Consider the following 17723-nt stretch of genomic DNA (forward strand, 5'->3'; position numbering starts at 1 on the left):
TCCTCCGCCAAGATGGGGGCAAGTGGCGCGCCTCTCAACCCCAAAGATCAGAGAGGGTTCCCGCATCACTTCGCCTTCGCTGCAAAGTGATCGGGCCGGGCTATCGAAATCCGGGCGCATTGCTTATGGTCCGGGGATGATGAAAAACCTGTTTCTTGCCCTGATCCTGGCTGCGCCCGCGCTATGTGGGCCGCTCCGCGCCGAAACCCAGGACGATGTTCTGCGGGCCGACATGCTGCCGGGCTGGCGGATGGCGGATGGTCATTACATGGCCGCGCTGGATCTGCAGATGGCGCCGGAGTGGAAGACCTACTGGCGCGCCCCGGGCGAGGCGGGGATTCCGCCGACCTTCGACTGGACCGGGTCGAAGAACCTGCAAAGCGTGGCCTTTCACTGGCCGAGCCCGAAGGTCATCACCCAAAGCGGGCTGACGAGCATCGGCTACCTTGACCGCTTGGTCCTGCCGATGGAGGTGGTGCCGCGCGACCCTTCGCAGCCGGTGACCCTGGCCTTGCGGATGGATCTGGGGGTCTGCCACGACATCTGCATGCCCGCCCATCTGACCTTTGACGCCACGCTCGCCGGGGCAGGGGCGCCCGACCCGCGGATCGACGCAGCACTGCGCGCCGGGCCGAAGCTGGCGAAGAGCGGCGCGAATTGCGCCGTCTCGCCGATCGCCGACGGGGTGCGTCTGACCGCGCGGATCGCCTTGCCCGTGCAGGGCAAGGACGAGACGGTGATCTTCGAGACGCCGGACCCCGGCATCTGGATCTCGCCCGCCTCTTCCAGCCGGGATGGCGGGGTGCTGGTGGCCGAGGCCGACCTCGTGCCCCCGGCGGGCGCGCCCTTCGCGCTGGACCGGTCGGGCGTCACGGTGACGGTGCTTGGCGCCGACCGGGCGGTCGAATTGCACGGCTGTCCCGCGCCCTGACCCTGGCGGCGCCTTAACGCTCGCGCCGGCTGATCCTTATCAGGCAACGTTCCATCACCGCCATCGCCGGCGCGCGGGAAGTGGAGCGCAGCGTCAGGTCGGTTTCCACCAGCAGCGCCAGCGCCTTTTCGACCTGACGGGTCGGCCAGTTCGAGGATTGCTTCAGCATCCGGTCGCGGCGTTTGAAAAAGCCACGCGCCCGGGCAAAGCCCGAGGCCGCGCCTTCGGGATCGGTCGCCATCAGGTGCAGCGTGGTGAAATGCCGGAGTGCTGCGATGCAAAGCGTCACTGGCAGCACGCCCTGACCCTCCAGCCGCCGCAGAATCGGGCCGATCTCGCCCATCCGCAACTCGGCCACGGCGTCGAGCAGTTCCTCGGCCTCGGTTTCCACCGTGGCGGGGGCGAGGGCTGCGATTTCCGCCGGGGTGAGGGGGGCGGGGTCCTGGTATTTGTAAAGCGCGATCTTCTCCAGCGTCTGGCGGAAATCGCCGGGCTCGAGGCTGCGGGAGAGGGTCATAAGCTCGCCCATCGCGTCGGAGGGCACCTGGGACAGACCGGCGCGCGACAGTTCGGCCTCGATCTCTTCCCTTGTGGGCGGGTCGTCGTAAAGGCCGATGCAGGCCACGGCAAAGTGCTTTTCGGCCAGGGTCTTCAGCGCGGATTTGCCGGTGAGGTTGCCGGCGGTCACGATGATATTGGCATCGCCCGGCCGCCAGGCGTCGAAAGCGGCCTGCAGGGTGGCGGAAAGCCCGTCGGTGGCATCCTCGACCACGACAACCCGCGCGCCGGGAAAGAAGCCGCGCGCCTTGATAGCATCCTGAAGGGCTGCGGCATCCTTGCGCAGGTCGGCGGCGGGAATCCGGGTCAGGCGCATTTCGGCATCGGCATCGGGGCCGGTCAGCGCCAGCGCCGCCTCGGCCCGCTTCATCGCGACGCGCATCGCATCCTCGCCGAAGATCACCAGCGCAGCCTTGCCCGGGTCAGGCTTGGCGAGATAGCGCCGCGCCTCGGCACCCGCCAGCTTCATTTCGGAAAGCTGGGCGAGGCCGCAAGCAGACGCATCACGACATCATCCGCCAGAAGCCGCATCAGGCGCAGGTTGGCATCGGCCTCTGCCGTCAGCCCGGCGACGTTTGATCCGGTGGCGGAATAGCCGGTGAAGCTGTCGATATGGCCGCCGGTCATCCGCGTCTTGTCGGCGCGCCGGATCAGGGACCAATCGATGCCGCCGTTCAGCGTATAGCGGGTGATGGCGCCGCCCGTGGTGATGCCGACGCCGACCGGCGTGGTGGTGATCGTGTAGGTCAGATCGTAAAGCGGCATGGTCGGGCGGCCGAGCCGCTCTTCCATCCGCTGGACGAAGTCGAAGGAGTTCTTGTCGGTCGGGTCGGCGGTGCGCACCGTGCCCAGAAGCCCCTCAGCCGGGCCATTGACCCCGAAGGCCGGGGTGAAGCCGCAGGCGCCAAGCACCAGCGGCATCAAGAGGAAGCTGCGTCTAGACCACGACATTGATGATGCGCCCCGGAACCACGATCAGCTTCTTGACCGGCTGACCGGCGAGGAAACGTAGGACATCCTCGTTCTGAAGCGCGATCTTTTCAACCTCGGAAGCGGGCATGTCTTTCGGCACGCTGATTTCCGCCCGCCGCTTGCCGTTGATCTGGATCGGCAGGGTCACGGTGTCATCGACCAGCATGGCGGGATCGGCCTTGGGCCAGGGGGCCTGGGCGCAAAGATTTGCACCGCCCTGCACGGTCCAGATTTCCTCGGCGATATGCGGGGTCATCGGCGACATCAGGCGCGAGAGCGTCCGGATCGCCTCTTTCATCACCGAGGTCGAGGCCGAGGCGCGGGCCACGGCATTGGTGAATTCGTAAAGCTTGGCGATGGCCTTGTTGAAGGCAAAGCCCTCGATCCCCGCCGTCACCTCGGCAATCGCCTTGTGCATGGCGCGCAACAGAGCGTCGTCGCCCTCGCCCTTGTGGTCGGCGGGCATCTCGGCGATCCGCTCGGACAGGGCCCAGACGCGCGAGAGATGCTTGAAGGTCGCCTCGGCGCCGGCTGCGGTCCATTCCACATCGCGTTCGGGCGGGCTGTCGGACATGACGAACCAGCGCGCGGTATCGGCGCCGAAAGCCGCGATGATGTTCATCGGGTCGACGACATTCTTCTTCGATTTCGACATCTTGGCCGAGGGGATCACCTCGACCTGCATATCTGCCAGAAGGGTGATCGCCTGAAGCGCCTCTTCCGGGATCTCGTTCGCTTCGGGGTCGATGCCGATATCGGCGAGGCGGCTTTTCAGCACGGTCACCACATTGCCGTCGATTGAGAGTTTGCGGATATCTTCGGGCAGGTGATAGACCGGGCGGTCATTGGCGTCACTGGTCTTGTAGATCTCATGCGTGACCATGCCTTGGGTGAACAAAGCATTGAACGGCTCGATCGCCTTTACCGGCAGATGACCGGTCTTCTGCATCGCCCGGGCGAAGAAGCGCGAGTAAAGGAGGTGGAGGATCGCATGCTCGATGCCGCCGATATACTGGTCGACGTTCATCCAGTAATCCACGTCATCCGCCACGGTCGGCGTGGTGGCGCGGGGGGCCGTGAAGCGGGCGTAATACCACGAGCTGTCGACGAAGGTATCCATCGTGTCGGTTTCGCGTTTTGCCCCCGCGCCGCATTTCGGGCAGGTGCAGTCGCGCCAGGTCGGATGGCGGTCCAAAGGGTTGCCCGGGCGGTCGAAGGTCACGTCATAGGGCAGTTCGACCGGCAGGTTTTCCTTCTTCTCGGGCACCACCCCGCAGGTGGCGCAGTGGATGACCGGGATCGGGCAGCCCCAATAGCGCTGGCGGGAAATCCCCCAGTCGCGCAGGCGGTAGTTGGTGACGCCCTTACCAAAGCCCGCTGCCTCGGCATGGGCGATGGCGGCGGCCACGGCCTCGTCGCCGGTCTGGTGGACCTCACCGGCAAAGCCGCGCAGGTAGTTGACCTTTTCCGACTTCATCGGCGTGAAAGCCTCGGTCAGCGGGGTGCCGGATTGACCTTCCGCAACAAAGACCGGGTTGATCTCCAACCCGTACTTGCTGGCGAATTCGAAGTCGCGCGCGTCATGCGCCGGGCAGCCGAAGATGGCGCCGGTGCCGTAATCCATCAGGACGAAATTGGCGATCCAGATCGGCAGCTCCCAGTCCGGGTCGAGCGGATGCTTGACGCGCAGGCCGGTGTCCATGCCGATCTTCTCGGCCGTCTCGATTTCCTCGGCCGAGGTGCCGCCCTTGCGGCAGAGGGCGAGGAATTCGGCAATCTTCGGGTCCGCCTCCAGCGCCTTGGCGAGCGGATGGTCGGGCGAGATGGCGGCGAAGGAGGCGCCCATCAGCGTGTCAGGGCGGGTGGTATAGACGTCCAGCTTGTCGAAGCCGGCGGGGGCGCCGACGGTCTCGAAGGCGAATTGCAGGCCCTGGCTCTTGCCGATCCAGTTGGCCTGCATCAGGCGGACCTTTTCCGGCCAGTCCTTCAACCCGTCGAGCGCGGCCAGCAATTCGCCGGAATAATCACTGATCTTGAAGAACCACTGGGTCAGCTCGCGCCGTTCGACCAAGGCGTTGGAGCGCCAGCCACGGCCGTCGATCACCTGTTCATTGGCCAGAACCGTCATGTCGACCGGGTCCCAGTTCACCACGGCCTTCTTGCGGTAGATCAGGCCGGCTTCCAGCATGTCGATGAACATGGCCTGCTGCTGGCCGTAATATTCCGGGTCGCAGGTGGCGAGCTCGCGGCTCCAGTCGATCGACAGGCCCAGGGGCTTCATCTGGCCGCGCATGTCGGCGATGTTGCCATAGGTCCAGTCGCGCGGATGGCCGCCGCGCTCCATCGCGGCATTCTCGGCGGGCATGCCGAAAGCGTCCCAGCCCATCGGATGCAGCACCGAAAAGCCCTGCGCCGCCTTGGTCCGCGCCACCACATCGCCCATCGTGTAGTTGCGCACATGGCCCATGTGGATGCGGCCCGAAGGGTAGGGGAACATCTCGAGCACATAATACTTGGGCTTGGCCGGGTCGCGCCTGGCCTGGAAGACCTGCGCCTCGTCCCAGGCCTTCTGCCATTTCGTCTCAATCACGGCGGGTTCGTAGCGCGACATCTGGGGCCCATACATATAAGGGAAGAGCAATCGGGCCGGAATTACACCTGCACAAGGCGAAAGGTCCAGCCGCAGGGGCGGGTCAGGACGAAAAAATCACCGACAAGCCGGGATTTGTCCGGTCAGAGGTGCGAATCGGCGATCCGCAGCTGACGCGCCCGGTTCAGGATCGCATCCTCGACCGCCGTCACCGTCTCGGGCGCGACCGAAGCGCCGTTCGAGCCTTGCAGCGACAGTTTGAGCGAGCGGGCGTCCAGCGCCGGGTCCTGGATGTAGATCGTGGCGCGGTAGCTGCGCCCGCCGCCGGGGGGCGTGCCATAGCCGGTGACGATGACCCCGGTGAAAGGATCGATCGACTGGATCGGCAGGAAGTTCAGCACATCCAGCGAGGCATTCCACAGATACTTGTTCACCTTCACGGTGACATTGGGATTGTCGTTCTTGGTGAACAGGTCCCAGATCTTCGAGCGCGACTTGCCATCGGCCACCCGCTCGTGGTCGATCGGGGCGGCTTCGGCCGCGACATTCTCGGCATCGGTGGCCGGCGGCGGCCGGGTGGCGGAAAAGTTCCCACATGCCGAAAGCAAGGCGCCAAGTGCCAAGGCCGAAATTACAGCGAAATGGCGATGATGAACCATCCGAACCCCCGAGTTTGAGGACGTATCTAGCCCAGAGGCGCAGGGCTGCCAAGGGCTTTAACCCGGCTCGCGCCGCAGGGGAGCGGTTCGCCGCAGTCCGGGTGCCGGCACGGGAGGGTCGCGGCGGGCCGGATCGGTGGCGCCCCGCCAGGGTCGGGAAGGCCGCACTTGCGGGCAGCGGAAGGGCGCGGACCCGTCATGCAGGCGCCACAGTCTTTTGCGATGAGGGGCAGCAACAGGTGCGGGGCCGCGGGCGAGAGGCCCCTCGCCGCAGGCCTTGACATGTCGAATCGGTTTTTGCAGACCCTCGTCCGGCCCGAAGCGGAGGGATGCGAAAACCCTGATAATTCTTGCGTCTATTCGGGGGACGCCTCTTGAAATCCGGCGCGGCCTTCTTACCCGTCAGCCCGCATCCGATGAAAGCGCGCTTGGGTGAGGCAGCCCGGTGGCGCAACTGTGGCAAAGCTGCACCAATGATCCCGCCTTTGCCCGGCCACCCAGTGCTTCGCGTTGCAATCCTGAGCTTGTCAGGCGAAACAGGGCCATACCCAGTTCGGACTCGCCTGAGTTGGGCTACCCCTGAAGACACAACGAGGGAAACCATGAAAAAGATTCTTCTTGCTACCACTCTGCTGGCAGCCACCGCTGGTGCCGCTTCCGCTGAGTACAAGCTGACCGGCTACGGCCGTATCGGCGCCGTCTACTTCGACCCGCAAGGTGGCACCACCGGCCCGAAGACCCAACTGTCCTCGCGTCTGCGGATCAACTTCGACGTTTCCGCGACCGCTGACACCGGCTTCGAAATCGGTGGCCGCGTCCGTCTGCAAGCTGACCAAGGCAACAACGACGCTTCGCCGTCGGCCGCCAGCTTCTACGTCTCCTCGGGCCCGTTCCGTCTGGACGCCGGCAACATCTCCGACGCCATCGACAACATGGCCACCATCTACAACTCGGAAGTCGGCTTCCTGGGTTCGTCCTCGGGTGACCCGGGCAACTCCGAAGCTATCCCGGTTGTCGGCTTCTCGTCGCACGCCTTCGCTGCTGGCGCTGAAAACCAAGTCGGCGTGCAAGCGTCGTACTCCGCCGCTGGCCTGACCGGCCGCGTGTCGTACCACAAGGCTGACCAGACCGTGAAGAACGGCGCTGATCACACCGCAGTGTCCGTCGACTACAAGACCGGCGCTCTGCAACTCGGCGCTGGCTACTCGACCTTCTCGGCTCCGGGCGTCGCAAGCTCCAACAACTACATCCTGTCGGTTGAGTACGATGCTGGCGTTGCCACCGTCGGCGCGATCTACCAGGACGGCGACTACTTCGACTCGGGCGATGCCCTGGTCAGCGTCTACGCTGCCAAGACCTTCGGTTCGCTGGAAGTCCGCGGCTACGTCGCTTCCGGTGGTGCCGTTGTCGGCGGCGTGAAGCCGGATGACACCGCTGTCGGTATCGGCGCTGTGCAAGACCTCGGCGGCGGCGTGAGCCTGTCGGGTTCGGTTCAGCACACCCTGTTCGGCGACAACGCTGCCGACGTCGGCGTGAAGTTCTCGTTCTGATCTGACGATCAAGACGGAGGAAAGAGCGGGCAATTGCCCGCTCTTTTCATTTGCGGCCGTCTGTGGCCTTCTGCCGCCCAAAAGAGGGGCCGCCATGTCACTGATCGAGATTTCCCGCCGTATCGCCGAAGCCTGCCAACGCGCCGGGCGCGCGCCGGATGCGGTGACCTTGATCGCCGTATCCAAGGTGCAGCCGGACGAGAGGGTGCGGCAGGCGCTTCAGGACGGGCAGCGCGTCTTTGGTGAGAACTATGTCCAGGAGGCCGCCGGCAAATGGCCAGGCTTTCGCGCCGCGTTTCCCGGGGTGCAGGTCCATATGATCGGTCCCTTGCAGACCAACAAGGCCAAGCAGGCGGTCGAGCTTTTCGAGGCGATCCACACGCTGGACCGCGTCTCGCTGGCCGAAAAGCTGGCGAAGCTCGCCCAGAGCCGCGGTCAATGCCCCGAACTTTTCATCCAGGTCAACACCGGGGCCGAGCCGCAGAAGGCCGGCATCCTGCCCGAGGCGCTGGACGCTTTCGTCACCCAATGCCGCGCGCTGGATCTGGCGCCGATCGGCCTGATGTGCATCCCGCCCGAGGGTGAGGATTCCACCCCGCATTTCAAGGCCTTGGCCGGCATGGCCGCCCGCAACGGGCTCAAGGGCCTGTCGATGGGGATGAGCGGCGATTTCGAAATCGCCATCGCCGAGGGCGCCACGCATGTCCGCGTCGGCTCCGCCATCTTCGGTGCGCGCAGCTACGGCTAAAGCAGCCAGACCCGCGCATAGGGCGGCAGGGCAATCTCGCCGTGATGGGCCGTGACCGCGTGATCCGACAAGGCGTCATGCATCCGCGTGACGCCCTGCGCGCGGGCAAAGCTTTCGGGCAGGTTCAGCCAATGCTCGGTCATGTTGAACAGGCAAAGCAGCGGCCCGGTCGGCGCCTTGCGGACAAAGGCGAATAGCCCCGCAAGGCCGGGGTCGACGATCTGCACCGGATAGGCGCCATGTAGGGCCTCGGTCGCCTTGCGCCGGGCGAGGATGCGCTTGGTGCCGCGAAACACCTCGCCCGCCGGGCTGTCGTCGGAATGGCGGAAATGGGCGAGATGCCAGTCCATCCTTGGCCGGTGCAGCCAGCGGCTGTCATGGGCATGGGCGGGGTCGTCGTGATAGCTGTAATCGTTCAGCATCGCCAGTTCATCCCCCATGTAGATCAAGGGGATACCGCCGAAAGAGGCGATCAGCGCATGGCCGAGAAGGATGCGCTGCACCGCCAGCGCCGCCGCATCGCCCTCGGCCCGCTCCAGCCCGGCGAGCGAGGCGAAGGTGCCCGAGATCCGCTTGTCCCCCGTCTCGGGATTGGCCTGAAACAGCTCTCCCGCGGCGAAGGAGCCGGGGAAGCTGCCCTCGTAGAAGTTCGACAGAAAGGCGCGATGCGCCCCGCCGGAGATTTGCAGCGCGGCGGCATCCTCATCGGTCACCGCCCAGCCGATGTCGTCATGGCAGCGGATATAGGTGGCATAGGTCGCATTGGTCAGCCGGTCGGGGAAGTGCTTGGCCAGGACCTGGCGCATCAGGCGGGCGTCGCGGGTGGCCAGGGCGCCCCAGAACTGCACCATCAGGCTGTTGTGATAGGCGAGATTGCCCTCGCGCCCGTCATGCCGCCCGCGGCCAAGGTAGGGGAGCATCTCTTCCGGGCCGACGATCGCCTCTTCCAGATGCAGGACGGCGGGGCAGGCGATCCGGCAGCAGGCCCGCAGCGCCTGCAACAGCATATGGACCTCGGGCAGGGACTGGCAGCGCGTGCCGAGCCGCTTCCACATGAAGGCCACCGCATCCAGCCGCAGCACATCCACCCCGCGGTTGGCGAGGTAGAGCATGATCTCGGTGATCTCGAGGAAGACCTCCGGGTTGGCCCAGTTCAGATCCCATTGGTGTTCGTTGAAGGTGGTCCAGACCCATTTGCCGACATGCGGATATTCGGTGAAATTGCCGGGGGCATGGGTCGGAAAGACCTCGACCAGGGTCTTTTCATAGGCGCGGGGCAGGGCGGGGTCGTCGTACATCAGGTAGTAATCCTGGTACTTCGCCTTGCCCTTGGCGGCGGCCTGCGCCCAGGCATGTTCCTTGGCCGTGTGGTTCAGCACGAGGTCGATGCAGACCGAGATGCCCCGGGCGCGCAGGGCGGCGGTGACGGCCTCGAACTCCTCCATCGTGCCGTAATCGGGGTTGATCGCGCGGTAATCCATCACCGAATAGCCGCCGTCGCTGTCGCCGGGACGCGGTTTCAGGCAGGGCATGAAATGGACATAGGTGATGCCAAGGTCCTGCAGGTAATCGAGTTTTCCCAGAACCTCCTTCAGGGTGCCGGCAAAGCGATCGATGTAGAAGACATAGCCCGCCATATCGGGGCGCTGGAACCAGTCGGGTTCCAGATCGCGCTTGAGGTCAAGCTGCTTGAGGTCGGCGGGCCGCTTGGTCCAGCCCTTCTTCAGCGCGGCGAGGAGCCGGTCACGAAAGCTCTCATATTCGAGATGTTGGCCATAAAGCGCCTCCAGCATCGGCCAGAGGTCCGGCGCGCTGCGCGCCAGCCGCAGTGCAAAGACCTCGTCATCCGTCACGGACGCCGCTTTTGCCATGATCTGATCCTCCCTCGGACCCGGGCATTCTAGGCATTCCAAAGCGTTTTGAGAAGCCTGTTTGGCGAGGTTCAGCCCGGGACGACCAGGTGGCTGTCCGGGGTCAGGTGGCGGGCGACCCACAAAAGGTCGCGCGGCGCCAGGGCCACGCAGCCCGCGGTGGGGGCGCAGGGCCTGCGCCAGCGGTGGATGAAGATCGCCGATCCGCGCCCGGGGATCGCCTTGGGCCAGTTCCAGTCGGTGATCAGCACCAGGTCATACAGCGGATCGGCGCGCCGCAAAGCCTCGTGCGAATGGGGATAGGGCGCCTGAACCAGTTGATTATACTGCGCATCGCCACTGTCATCGGACCAAAGGTCGGTCGGGCCGATCGGCAGCGCCGAGGCCCTGGGCCGCGGCATCCGGTCGGGGCGGTAGAGCATGCCGACGATGCGGTGGCGACCGGTGGGCGTGCCACCGTCGCCCTCGCGCTTCTTGGCGGCGGGGACGATGCCGCCGCGTCCGACGGTGCAGGGGAAATGGCGACCCTGAAAGCGCAGGCCGGTGGGCGTGACCACAAGGTCGGCCCAGGTCACAGCAGATGCCCGGATTTGCTGGCCTTGACCGCGAGATACCCGGCGTTCTGCGGGTTTTCCCCGACCTGCAGCGGCACCCTTTCGGTCACGGCGAGGTTGCAGCCCTGCATCATCTCGATCTTGCGGGGGTTGTTGGTCATCAGCCGGACCGCGTGAAAGCCCATCCGGCGCAGGATGTCGGCGCCGATGCGGAAGTCGCGTTCGTCATCCTCGAAGCCCAGGCGGTGGTTGGCCTCCACCGTGTCAAAGCCTTGATCCTGCAGGGAATAGGCGCGCATTTTGTTGGCCAGGCCAATGCCGCGGCCCTCCTGGTTGAGGTACAAAAGAACCCCCGCGCCCTCTTGCCCCATCTGGGCCAGGGCGGCGCGCAGCTGCGGGCCGCAGTCGCATTTCAGGCTGCCCAGCACATCGCCGGTGAAGCAGGCCGAATGGAGCCGCGCCAGAACCGGCTGGCTGCGGTCGGGGCGGCCGATCTCGATGGCGTAATGCTCCTCGCCGCCATCCTCGGGGCGGAAGACATGGACGCGCCCGGCCTGCGAGGCCACCATCGGCACCCGCGCCGCCGAGACGGGATGCAGCGGCGACAGGCGGGCAAGCTCCGGCCCGATCTCGGGCAAAGCGAGCATGGTCAGCCCCTCGCGCAGGGCAAGGCCGGGGCCATCGGCGATCCGCACCACCAGGACGGCGGGCAGAAGCCGGGCGGATTTGGCCAGCGCGATCCCGGCGCGGTGCAGGGCGGGCGAACCCTCGCGCAGCGCCATCAAGGGGCCCTTCATCGGTACGCGCAGGTCATCGGCCGGGTCGGCCAGACTGCGCAGCCAGTCCAGCCCCACCTCATCGGGCACGGCGATCCGGGCCAGGTCGCCGTCGTAGGCGCGGGCCTTCAGGGTTTCGGCGCGGCGCAGGGTCAGGGCGACCTCGGGTCGGCCCAAGGCGCGAAAGTCTGCAAGGCGGCCCGCGGTGAGCTCTTCGATCGCCACCACGAGGGCCGCACCATCGCCGACCAGCACCACAGGCACACCCATCCGCAGGTCGCCCCGCGCGCGGGCCAGCTTTTCAGTCAGGGTCGGGGCAAGGGTCATGGCATCTCCTGAAACACTATCTAGGGCTTCGGGCCGGAATTTGAAACATATGGCGGCAATCTGACACGTCCGCGTGAGGCGATTGTTGCAAATCTTGTCTGGGCCGTGATCCAGCCGCATCTCTAGCGCAACAAGATGTCCTGCATCGCCCGATCCAAGGAGATACCCATGTCCAGCCTGCGCAAGATCCTTCTGGTTGACGACGACGACGACCTGCGCGAAGCCCTGAGCGAGCAGCTGGTGATGACCGAAGATTTCGACGTCTTCGAGGCCCGCACCGGCGCCGAGGGGATGGAGAAAGCCAAGGCCGCCGCCTATGACCTCGTGATCCTCGACGTGGGCCTGCCCGACACCGATGGTCGCGAGCTGTGCAAGCGGATGCGCAAGGCCGGGGTGAAATGCCCGATCCTGATGCTGACCGGGCATGATTCGGATGCCGACACGATCCTGGGCCTCGACTCCGGCGCCAATGATTATGTGACCAAGCCCTTCAAGTTCCCGGTGCTGCTGGCCCGCATCCGCGCCCAGCTGCGCCAGCACGAGCAGAGCGAGGACGCGATCTTCCAGATGGGTCCCTATACCTTCAAACCGGCGCAAAAGATGCTGCTGGATCAAAAGGAAAAGAAGATCCGACTTACGGAAAAAGAGACCAATATCCTGAAGTTCCTCTATCGGGCGCAATCAGGGGTTGTGGCGCGGGATGTGCTGCTGCACGAGGTCTGGGGCTATAACGCCGGGGTCACCACCCATACGCTGGAGACCCATATCTACCGCCTGCGCCAGAAGATCGAGGCCGATCCGGCCAATGCGCGCCTGCTGGTCACCGAGAATGGCGGCTACAAACTGGTCGCCTGATCATGCCCAAATGTAACACCTCTGCAAAATATACCTGTTTTTTGCAGCAAGACCTTCGATCAGAGCCGATTTTGCACTATCTTTGAACAATGCAGTTTCGGCGCAGGTTCGCCTGCGAGAGTTCCCCTTGCCGCGTCGGGGTCATGGCGCGGCACCTCCCTGTTGGACCTGGCCGGGCTTACTGCCCGGCCTTTTTTTGCCCGATCGCGCGGCGGTTGCCTGCCGCAGGTGTCCCGGTCGCAAGCGCCAGCACATCTGAGGATTGTATGGCGGAAGCGCCGCTAAGGGTGTGAAATGACATGCCTGTTTCTTATTGCTTAATCTTCTGGCACTAAACGAAAGGGGGCAATTCTTGGCCGGACCCATCCCGTCGTTTCAGGAGATTTCGATGCGCCTTTCGATCCCCCTCGCCGCCATTCTGGCCCTCGCCGCGCTGCCTGCGCTGGCGGAGGATCTGGAATTCACCCTGATCAACAATTCCTCGCATGACATCACCGAGATGTATCTCTCGCCGCACGACCAGGACGAATGGGGCGAAAATATCCTGACGGTGGATGCCGTGGCCGCGGGCGACCAGGGCTCGATCTCGATCAGCGATGGCGAACGGGTCTGCGACTATGACATGCGCTTTGTCACCGCCGACGGGGCGAGTGTCGAAGACACCCAGGACCTGTGCAAGCTCGGCACTTTCACGCTGCATGACTGAAGCGGGTTGAGGCTTGCGGCGGCAGGGCCTAGTCTCTGCCGTCTGCAACCGGAGTCCGCACATGACTTTCACCCTCGCCACCTGGAACATCAACTCCGTCCGCCTGCGCGAAGGGTTGGTCGCCAAGCTGATGGCCGACGAACAGCCCGATATCCTGTGCCTGCAGGAATGCAAAAGCCCGGTGGAGCTGATCCCGGTGGAGCAGTTCAAGGCGCTCGGCTACCGCTACATGGTGGCGCGCGGGCAGAAGGGCTATAACGGCGTCGCCATCCTGTCGAAACTGCCGATCGTCGATGCCGGCGAAAGGGATTTCGCCAGCCTTGGCCATGCCCGCCATGTCGCGGCGCGGCTGGAAAATGGCGTGACGATCCACAACTGCTATGTCCCCGCCGGCGGCGATATCCCCGACCGCGAGCAGAACGAGAAATTCGGCCAGAAGCTCGATTTCCTGACCGAGATGCGCGACCATTTCCGCTGGGAAAAGCCTGACCGCGCCATTCTGGTCGGCGATCTGAACATCGCGCCGCGCCCAGATGATGTGTGGAATCACAAGGCCTTGCTGAAGATCGTCTCGCATACGCCGGTCGAGGTGGACCATCTGTCGGCGGTGATGGAATCGGGCGCCTGGGTCGATGTGACCCGCAAAGACATTCCCGAGGGCAATCTTTACAGTTGGTGGTCCTACCGCTCGCCCGACTGGGATGCCGGCGACAAGGGCCGCAGGCTGGACCATGTCTGGGCCACGCCAGACATCGCCAATGCCGCCCACGGCAGCCGCATCCTGCGCCCGGTCCGCGGCTGGGAAAAGGGCAGCGATCATGTGCCGGTCTTCGCGACCTTCGATCTGTAAAGCCTCAAGCCCCGCCGTCGTGCGACAGCGGGGCAGGGCGTATCAGTCGCGGTAGCTCGGGTCGGTCTTGTCGAGCATCGTCTTCAGATGGTCGAAATGCGCGAAGGCCATGCCGTTATAGGCGCGCCAGCCTTCGGCAGTCTTGCTGGCAATTTCGGGCGACATGACGTTGAGCGGCTTGCCGCTGGCATAGGCCAGCATCAGGGTTTTTGCCGCGCGTTCAAAGAAATAGAGGTTCTCGAACGCCTCGGCCACGGTGGCCGCCACGCAGGTGACGCCGTGATTGCCCATCAGAAGCGTCGCGTGGTTGCCGAAGGCGCGGGCCAGCCGCACACCCTCTTCGGCGTCATCCGCGATGCCGCCGAAATTGAGGTCGATGCCCAGATCGCCGTAGAACCTTGCGGTGTTCTGGTCGATCGGCAGCATCGACGGGTCTTTCAGGCAGGCCAAGGCGGTCGCATAAGGCGGGTGGCAATGCAGGATCACCTTGGCCGAGGGCATCATCCGGTGCACCGTGCCGTGGATCGTCCAGGCCGAAGCGTCGGGCGCGTCGGGGCCGTTCATCACCTCCGGATCGTCGGCATCGAGGAACAAGAGATCGCTGGCCTTGATGCTGGCGAAATGCTGCCAGCGCCGGTTCATCAGGAACGTCTTCCCGTCAGTCGAGACGGCGGCGCTGAAATGGTTGCCCACCGATTCATGCCAGTCGAAATGGACCGCCAGCCGGAAGGCGGCGGCCAGATCCACCCGCAGCGCGGCCAGCGCTGCGGGATCAAGCTGGCCCTGGGGTGCGACAGGCGCGTTCATTTGAACCGGCCTTCCGAGACGATGGCCCGGTAGATCCCGCGCATCTCGCCCCGGTCGGAATAGCAGCCGCGCAGGTAACGTTCGCCGCTGGTGGCGGAATAGGCGGCGCGGCCATGCACGATGCGGTGGTTGTCGAAGACAAAGCACTCGCCCGCGTTCATCCGGAAGCGCATCAGGTACTTGTCGCTTTGCAGCATCCGGCCAAAGCGGCAGAAGGCGGGGTAGTAGCTGTCCATCAGCTCTTGCGGCAGGTCGAAGACATCGGCCATGTGCTGGCTGATCGTCAGGCCCGAAACCTCGCCATGCTGGTCCAGCTCGATCACCCGCTGACGCGAGCGCATGTCGTAGCTGTCATGCTCGTTGTAGAAGGGGATGTCGATTTCGCTGAGCAGGCGGAAGTCTTCGGGATGTTCGGCGCGCAGGTCATTGGCGGCGGCGACGCCGTCGAGGAACAGGTTCTGCCCACCCTCGACCGAGTTGGCACGGCAATGCAGGAACTGGATGCCGGGGGCGAAGTCCTCGGCCGGGGTGTCGGTGTGCAGCTCCAGCGCCTTGGCGGTATAGGCGAGGTTGGTCGGCTTGATATGGGTCTTCACGTCGAAGAAGTCGCCGAAGAAGGTCGGGCGTACCTGGCCGATCAGGTTGACCGTCTCGGTCAGGCCCTCGTTGGAATCGGGCATGTCGGTGATGATCGCGATGCCCTCGACCAGCATCGCCTCGATCCAGCGGGCGACTTCGGCGCGGTCTTCCATCAGCTTGGGCTGCGAGAAGCGGGCGATCGCCGGGTAATGGTCGGCGAACCAGGCCTTGCGCGGCAGGTCGGCCGGGTCGTGGCGCGGCTTGGCCGAAGTATAAAGGGCGAGCCACTCCAAGGGATAGCGCGAGCGGTGGCCATCGGCCTTCCAGACAATCTCCAGCCCGCCATTGGCGAGGACGGCTTCCGCAGGCTCCGGCGCCTCGGCCATGTGGAAAATGTCGAAGACGCGCTCGCGGGTCTGCCGGTCGAAGGAGGTGGAGCAGTTGTCGCGCAGCCAGTAATAATTGAAGTATTTCATCGTGCCATCGGGCATCGGCACCTCAAGGCCCTTGGGCATCAGGTTCACCGAGGGGATCGTGCTGCCGTCCATCGTCGCGCTTCCTTTGTGCTGTGGCCGCTGCAGTGCAGCGAACCGGTTTGAGGGCGAAACTAGGGGCTGGACAGGGCGGACGGAAGCGCGAATGATCTTATGCTACTATAACTTGGGGATTATACCATGCGCCGCGCCATTCCGCCCTTGCGGCTGTTGACGGTCTTCGAGGCGGTGGTGCGCAACCAGACGCTTCAGGGCGCCGCGGCAGAGCTGAACGTGACGCAACCCGCGATCAGCCAGGCCCTGCGCCAGCTGGAGGATCACCTTGGCACCAGGCTCATCGACCGCAGCCGCAGGCCGGTGGCCCCGACCGAGGCCGGGCTGATCCTGCGCGCCGCGGTGACCGACGGGCTGAACCGGATCGCCGAGGCCGTCTCGCATATCCGGCTGCTGCAGGCGCCGGACGAGCGGACGATCACCCTGGCCTGCTCGGTGGGCGTTGCGACCTATTGGCTGATGCCGCGGCTGGCGCTGTTCCACGACAGCCACCCCGAAATCACGGTGAACGTCGCCACCACGCCGCAGGGCGCGCCCCGGCTGATGCCGGGGATCGACATTGCGATCCGCTATGGCGATGGAAGGTGGAGCGATGGCAGCGTGGTGCCGCTCTTCGCCGAAAGGGTGCTGCCGGTCTGCAGCCCCGCGCTGCTGGCGCAGGCGGGCGGCAGGCTGGATCTGGCCGAGGCGCCCCTGCTGCATGTGCGGGCAGATGAGGATTCCTGGCTGACCTGGCCAGAGTATCTGCAGCGTGCCGGCCTGCCGCCCAACCGCGCGACGGGGCGCAGTTTCACCAATTATGTGCAGGCGATGCAGGCGGCTTTGGCCGGGCATGGCGTGCTGCTGGGGTGGAGGTCGATCTCGGACGGTGTGGTGGTCGAGGGGCGGCTGGTTCCTGCGGGGGCGGTGCCGGTGGTGCCGAAAGAGGCCTTCTACCTGATCTCCTCCCAAGGCGAGACGCGGGATGCGGCGCGGGTGATGCGCGACTGGCTTTGTGCTGCGGTATGAAGGCGGGGCGTGAAAGGGTGGACTTTGCGGCGGAATGCTTTCACCTTGGCGGCGAGTTCTGACGGAGTGAGCCTTGCCCGACCCTCTGCGCCTTTTCGACGGTCGCAAGCTGCGCGCCACGCTCTTCGGGTCGGGACGCAAGGTCTTTGTCACCTTCGACAATTTCGTCGCCGGAAAGGCCGGTTTTACCCCGGCCACCGCGTCCAAGAAGGTGCTGGAGGCGGGGTTTGCCCAGCTGGTCCTGCAGACAGCGCGCAACGACTGGTATCTGAATGACGAGCTCAGCGGCCTCGAGGCGGCGCTGCGCGAGGGTCTGGCGGGGTTTTCGCAGGCGCGGGCGATGGGCTTTTCGATGGGGGCCTTTGGCGCGATCCTGCTGGCCGATGCGCTGGGGGTGGCCAGCCCCTGCCTGATCTCGCCACGGTTTCCGCGCCCCTTGGGCTGGACCGGCAGCGCGCGGGTGAACTGCGACCCTGCGCTGTTGCCCGCGGGCTGGCAGGATCTTGTGACGGCGCGGGTGGCGGCGCTGCCTGCGGCACTTGTGCTGTATGACGCGGGCCATGCCGATGACCGCAGCGCGCTGCGCTGGATGCAGGGCGTGAATGGCAAGATTGCCGGCGCGGGCTTTGCCTTTGGCGGGCATCCCTGCACCAGCTATGTCAAGGATGCCAACCGCTTTGCCGCCCTGCAGGAGGCCTGCCTGAAGCCCGACGCCACCCTGGCCGACCTGATCCGGGTCAAGCGGCTGGCGCGGGCCCATGCACCACTTTACCGGGCAAAGCTTGCCGACTACCTCGCCCGAAGGAAGGCGCGGGCGGACTGACCCTTTTGGGG

At 65.1% G+C, this 17723-nt stretch carries 17 protein-coding genes; 8 read left to right on the plus strand and 9 right to left on the minus strand.

The window, feature by feature from the left end:
- Positions 1 to 139 precede the first annotated feature (139 nt).
- Positions 140 to 931, plus strand: a complete 792-nt coding sequence (locus AC1DZT_RS07525) for a protein-disulfide reductase DsbD domain-containing protein (RefSeq protein ID WP_478006001.1) — start codon at positions 140 to 142, stop codon at positions 929 to 931.
- A 13-nt stretch (positions 932 to 944) separates the two neighbouring features.
- Here the strand turns inward: AC1DZT_RS07525 and holA are convergent, their stop codons facing one another.
- The 4 genes from holA to AC1DZT_RS07545 form a co-directional block, all read right to left on the minus strand.
- A complete protein-coding gene (gene holA, locus AC1DZT_RS07530; protein ID WP_478006002.1) occupies positions 945 to 1958 on the minus strand; it encodes a DNA polymerase III subunit delta in 1014 nt (337 codons plus the stop codon).
- On the minus strand, positions 1955 to 2440 hold the full coding sequence (gene lptE / locus AC1DZT_RS07535; protein ID WP_478006003.1) for an LPS assembly lipoprotein LptE: 486 nt from the start codon (positions 2438 to 2440) through the stop codon (positions 1955 to 1957). The genes holA and lptE overlap by 4 nt, the downstream gene beginning before the upstream one ends.
- Positions 2427 to 5072 (minus strand): leucine--tRNA ligase, encoded by a 2646-nt coding sequence (leuS, locus tag AC1DZT_RS07540; RefSeq protein ID WP_478006004.1) that lies wholly within the window; start codon positions 5070 to 5072, stop codon positions 2427 to 2429. The genes lptE and leuS overlap by 14 nt, the downstream gene beginning before the upstream one ends.
- 122 nt (positions 5073 to 5194) lie before the next feature.
- A complete protein-coding gene (locus AC1DZT_RS07545; protein ID WP_478006005.1) occupies positions 5195 to 5710 on the minus strand; it encodes a DUF3576 domain-containing protein in 516 nt (171 codons plus the stop codon).
- A gap of 602 nt (positions 5711 to 6312) precedes the next feature.
- On the opposite strand from AC1DZT_RS07545, the gene AC1DZT_RS07550 reads away from it, so the two are divergent.
- Together AC1DZT_RS07550 and AC1DZT_RS07555 are read left to right on the plus strand one after the other, a co-directional pair.
- Positions 6313 to 7260, plus strand: a complete 948-nt coding sequence (locus AC1DZT_RS07550) for a porin (protein WP_478006006.1) — start codon at positions 6313 to 6315, stop codon at positions 7258 to 7260.
- Between the two features lie 94 nt (positions 7261 to 7354).
- Positions 7355 to 8008, plus strand: coding sequence for a YggS family pyridoxal phosphate-dependent enzyme (locus AC1DZT_RS07555; RefSeq protein ID WP_478006007.1), 654 nt, complete (start codon positions 7355 to 7357; stop codon positions 8006 to 8008).
- Here the strand turns inward: AC1DZT_RS07555 and AC1DZT_RS07560 are convergent.
- The 3 genes from AC1DZT_RS07560 to ribA all read right to left on the minus strand — a co-directional run bounded on the left by AC1DZT_RS07560 (position 8005) and on the right by ribA (position 11536).
- Positions 8005 to 9879, minus strand: coding sequence for an alpha-amylase family protein (locus AC1DZT_RS07560; protein WP_478006008.1), 1875 nt, complete (start codon positions 9877 to 9879; stop codon positions 8005 to 8007). The genes AC1DZT_RS07555 and AC1DZT_RS07560 overlap by 4 nt on opposite strands.
- Positions 9880 to 9950: 71 nt before the next feature.
- Positions 9951 to 10454 (minus strand): L,D-transpeptidase family protein, encoded by a 504-nt coding sequence (locus AC1DZT_RS07565; protein ID WP_478006009.1) that lies wholly within the window; start codon positions 10452 to 10454, stop codon positions 9951 to 9953.
- A complete protein-coding gene (gene ribA, locus AC1DZT_RS07570; protein WP_478006010.1) occupies positions 10451 to 11536 on the minus strand; it encodes a GTP cyclohydrolase II in 1086 nt (361 codons plus the stop codon). Before ribA ends, AC1DZT_RS07565 begins: the two co-directional genes overlap by 4 nt.
- 168 nt (positions 11537 to 11704) lie before the next feature.
- Here ribA and AC1DZT_RS07575 point away from each other — a divergent pair, with 168 nt between their 5' ends.
- The 3 genes from AC1DZT_RS07575 (at position 11705) to AC1DZT_RS07585 (ending at position 13947) form a co-directional block, all read left to right on the plus strand.
- Positions 11705 to 12391 (plus strand): response regulator transcription factor, encoded by a 687-nt coding sequence (locus AC1DZT_RS07575; protein WP_478006011.1) that lies wholly within the window; start codon positions 11705 to 11707, stop codon positions 12389 to 12391.
- A gap of 388 nt (positions 12392 to 12779) precedes the next feature.
- Positions 12780 to 13097 (plus strand): hypothetical protein, encoded by a 318-nt coding sequence (locus AC1DZT_RS07580; RefSeq protein ID WP_478006012.1) that lies wholly within the window; start codon positions 12780 to 12782, stop codon positions 13095 to 13097.
- A gap of 61 nt (positions 13098 to 13158) precedes the next feature.
- Positions 13159 to 13947: an exodeoxyribonuclease III gene (locus AC1DZT_RS07585; protein WP_478006013.1), complete on the plus strand. Its 789-nt coding sequence runs from the start codon at positions 13159 to 13161 to the stop codon at positions 13945 to 13947.
- 42 nt (positions 13948 to 13989) lie between these two features.
- Here the strand turns inward: AC1DZT_RS07585 and AC1DZT_RS07590 are convergent, their stop codons facing one another.
- Together AC1DZT_RS07590 and AC1DZT_RS07595 are read right to left on the minus strand one after the other, a co-directional pair.
- Positions 13990 to 14754 (minus strand): class II aldolase/adducin family protein, encoded by a 765-nt coding sequence (locus AC1DZT_RS07590; RefSeq protein ID WP_478006014.1) that lies wholly within the window; start codon positions 14752 to 14754, stop codon positions 13990 to 13992.
- A complete protein-coding gene (locus AC1DZT_RS07595) occupies positions 14751 to 15881 on the minus strand; it encodes a TauD/TfdA family dioxygenase (protein ID WP_478006015.1) in 1131 nt (376 codons plus the stop codon). The genes AC1DZT_RS07590 and AC1DZT_RS07595 overlap by 4 nt, the downstream gene beginning before the upstream one ends.
- Positions 15882 to 16007: 126 nt before the next feature.
- On the opposite strand from AC1DZT_RS07595, the gene AC1DZT_RS07600 reads away from it, so the two are divergent.
- Both AC1DZT_RS07600 and AC1DZT_RS07605 read left to right on the plus strand, forming a co-directional pair.
- Positions 16008 to 16889 (plus strand): LysR substrate-binding domain-containing protein, encoded by an 882-nt coding sequence (locus AC1DZT_RS07600; protein ID WP_478006016.1) that lies wholly within the window; start codon positions 16008 to 16010, stop codon positions 16887 to 16889.
- Positions 16890 to 16962: 73 nt separating this feature from the next.
- Positions 16963 to 17712, plus strand: coding sequence for a hypothetical protein (locus AC1DZT_RS07605; RefSeq protein ID WP_478006017.1), 750 nt, complete (start codon positions 16963 to 16965; stop codon positions 17710 to 17712).
- Positions 17713 to 17723: the final 11 nt, after the last annotated feature.

It is taken from the genome of Rhodobacter sp. P1_C2 (assembly GCF_056406375.1).

Bases quoted from the DNA above. Each gene is read 5' to 3' on its own strand.
- AC1DZT_RS07525 (WP_478006001.1), top strand. From the start codon at position 140: ATGAAAAACCTGTTTCTTGCCCTGATCCTGGCTGCGCCCGCGCTATGT.
- holA (WP_478006002.1), bottom strand. From the start codon at position 1,958: ATGAAGCTGGCGGGTGCCGAGGCGCGGCGCTATCTCGCCAAGCCTGAC.
- lptE (WP_478006003.1), bottom strand. From the start codon at position 2,440: ATGTCGTGGTCTAGACGCAGCTTCCTCTTGATGCCGCTGGTGCTTGGC.
- leuS (WP_478006004.1), bottom strand. From the start codon at position 5,072: ATGTCGCGCTACGAACCCGCCGTGATTGAGACGAAATGGCAGAAGGCC.
- AC1DZT_RS07545 (WP_478006005.1), bottom strand. From the start codon at position 5,710: ATGGTTCATCATCGCCATTTCGCTGTAATTTCGGCCTTGGCACTTGGC.
- AC1DZT_RS07550 (WP_478006006.1), top strand. From the start codon at position 6,313: ATGAAAAAGATTCTTCTTGCTACCACTCTGCTGGCAGCCACCGCTGGT.
- AC1DZT_RS07555 (WP_478006007.1), top strand. From the start codon at position 7,355: ATGTCACTGATCGAGATTTCCCGCCGTATCGCCGAAGCCTGCCAACGC.
- AC1DZT_RS07560 (WP_478006008.1), bottom strand. From the start codon at position 9,879: ATGGCAAAAGCGGCGTCCGTGACGGATGACGAGGTCTTTGCACTGCGG.
- ribA (WP_478006010.1), bottom strand. From the start codon at position 11,536: ATGACCCTTGCCCCGACCCTGACTGAAAAGCTGGCCCGCGCGCGGGGC.
- AC1DZT_RS07575 (WP_478006011.1), top strand. From the start codon at position 11,705: ATGTCCAGCCTGCGCAAGATCCTTCTGGTTGACGACGACGACGACCTG.
- AC1DZT_RS07580 (WP_478006012.1), top strand. From the start codon at position 12,780: ATGCGCCTTTCGATCCCCCTCGCCGCCATTCTGGCCCTCGCCGCGCTG.
- AC1DZT_RS07585 (WP_478006013.1), top strand. From the start codon at position 13,159: ATGACTTTCACCCTCGCCACCTGGAACATCAACTCCGTCCGCCTGCGC.
- AC1DZT_RS07590 (WP_478006014.1), bottom strand. From the start codon at position 14,754: ATGAACGCGCCTGTCGCACCCCAGGGCCAGCTTGATCCCGCAGCGCTG.
- AC1DZT_RS07595 (WP_478006015.1), bottom strand. From the start codon at position 15,881: ATGGACGGCAGCACGATCCCCTCGGTGAACCTGATGCCCAAGGGCCTT.
- AC1DZT_RS07600 (WP_478006016.1), top strand. From the start codon at position 16,008: ATGCGCCGCGCCATTCCGCCCTTGCGGCTGTTGACGGTCTTCGAGGCG.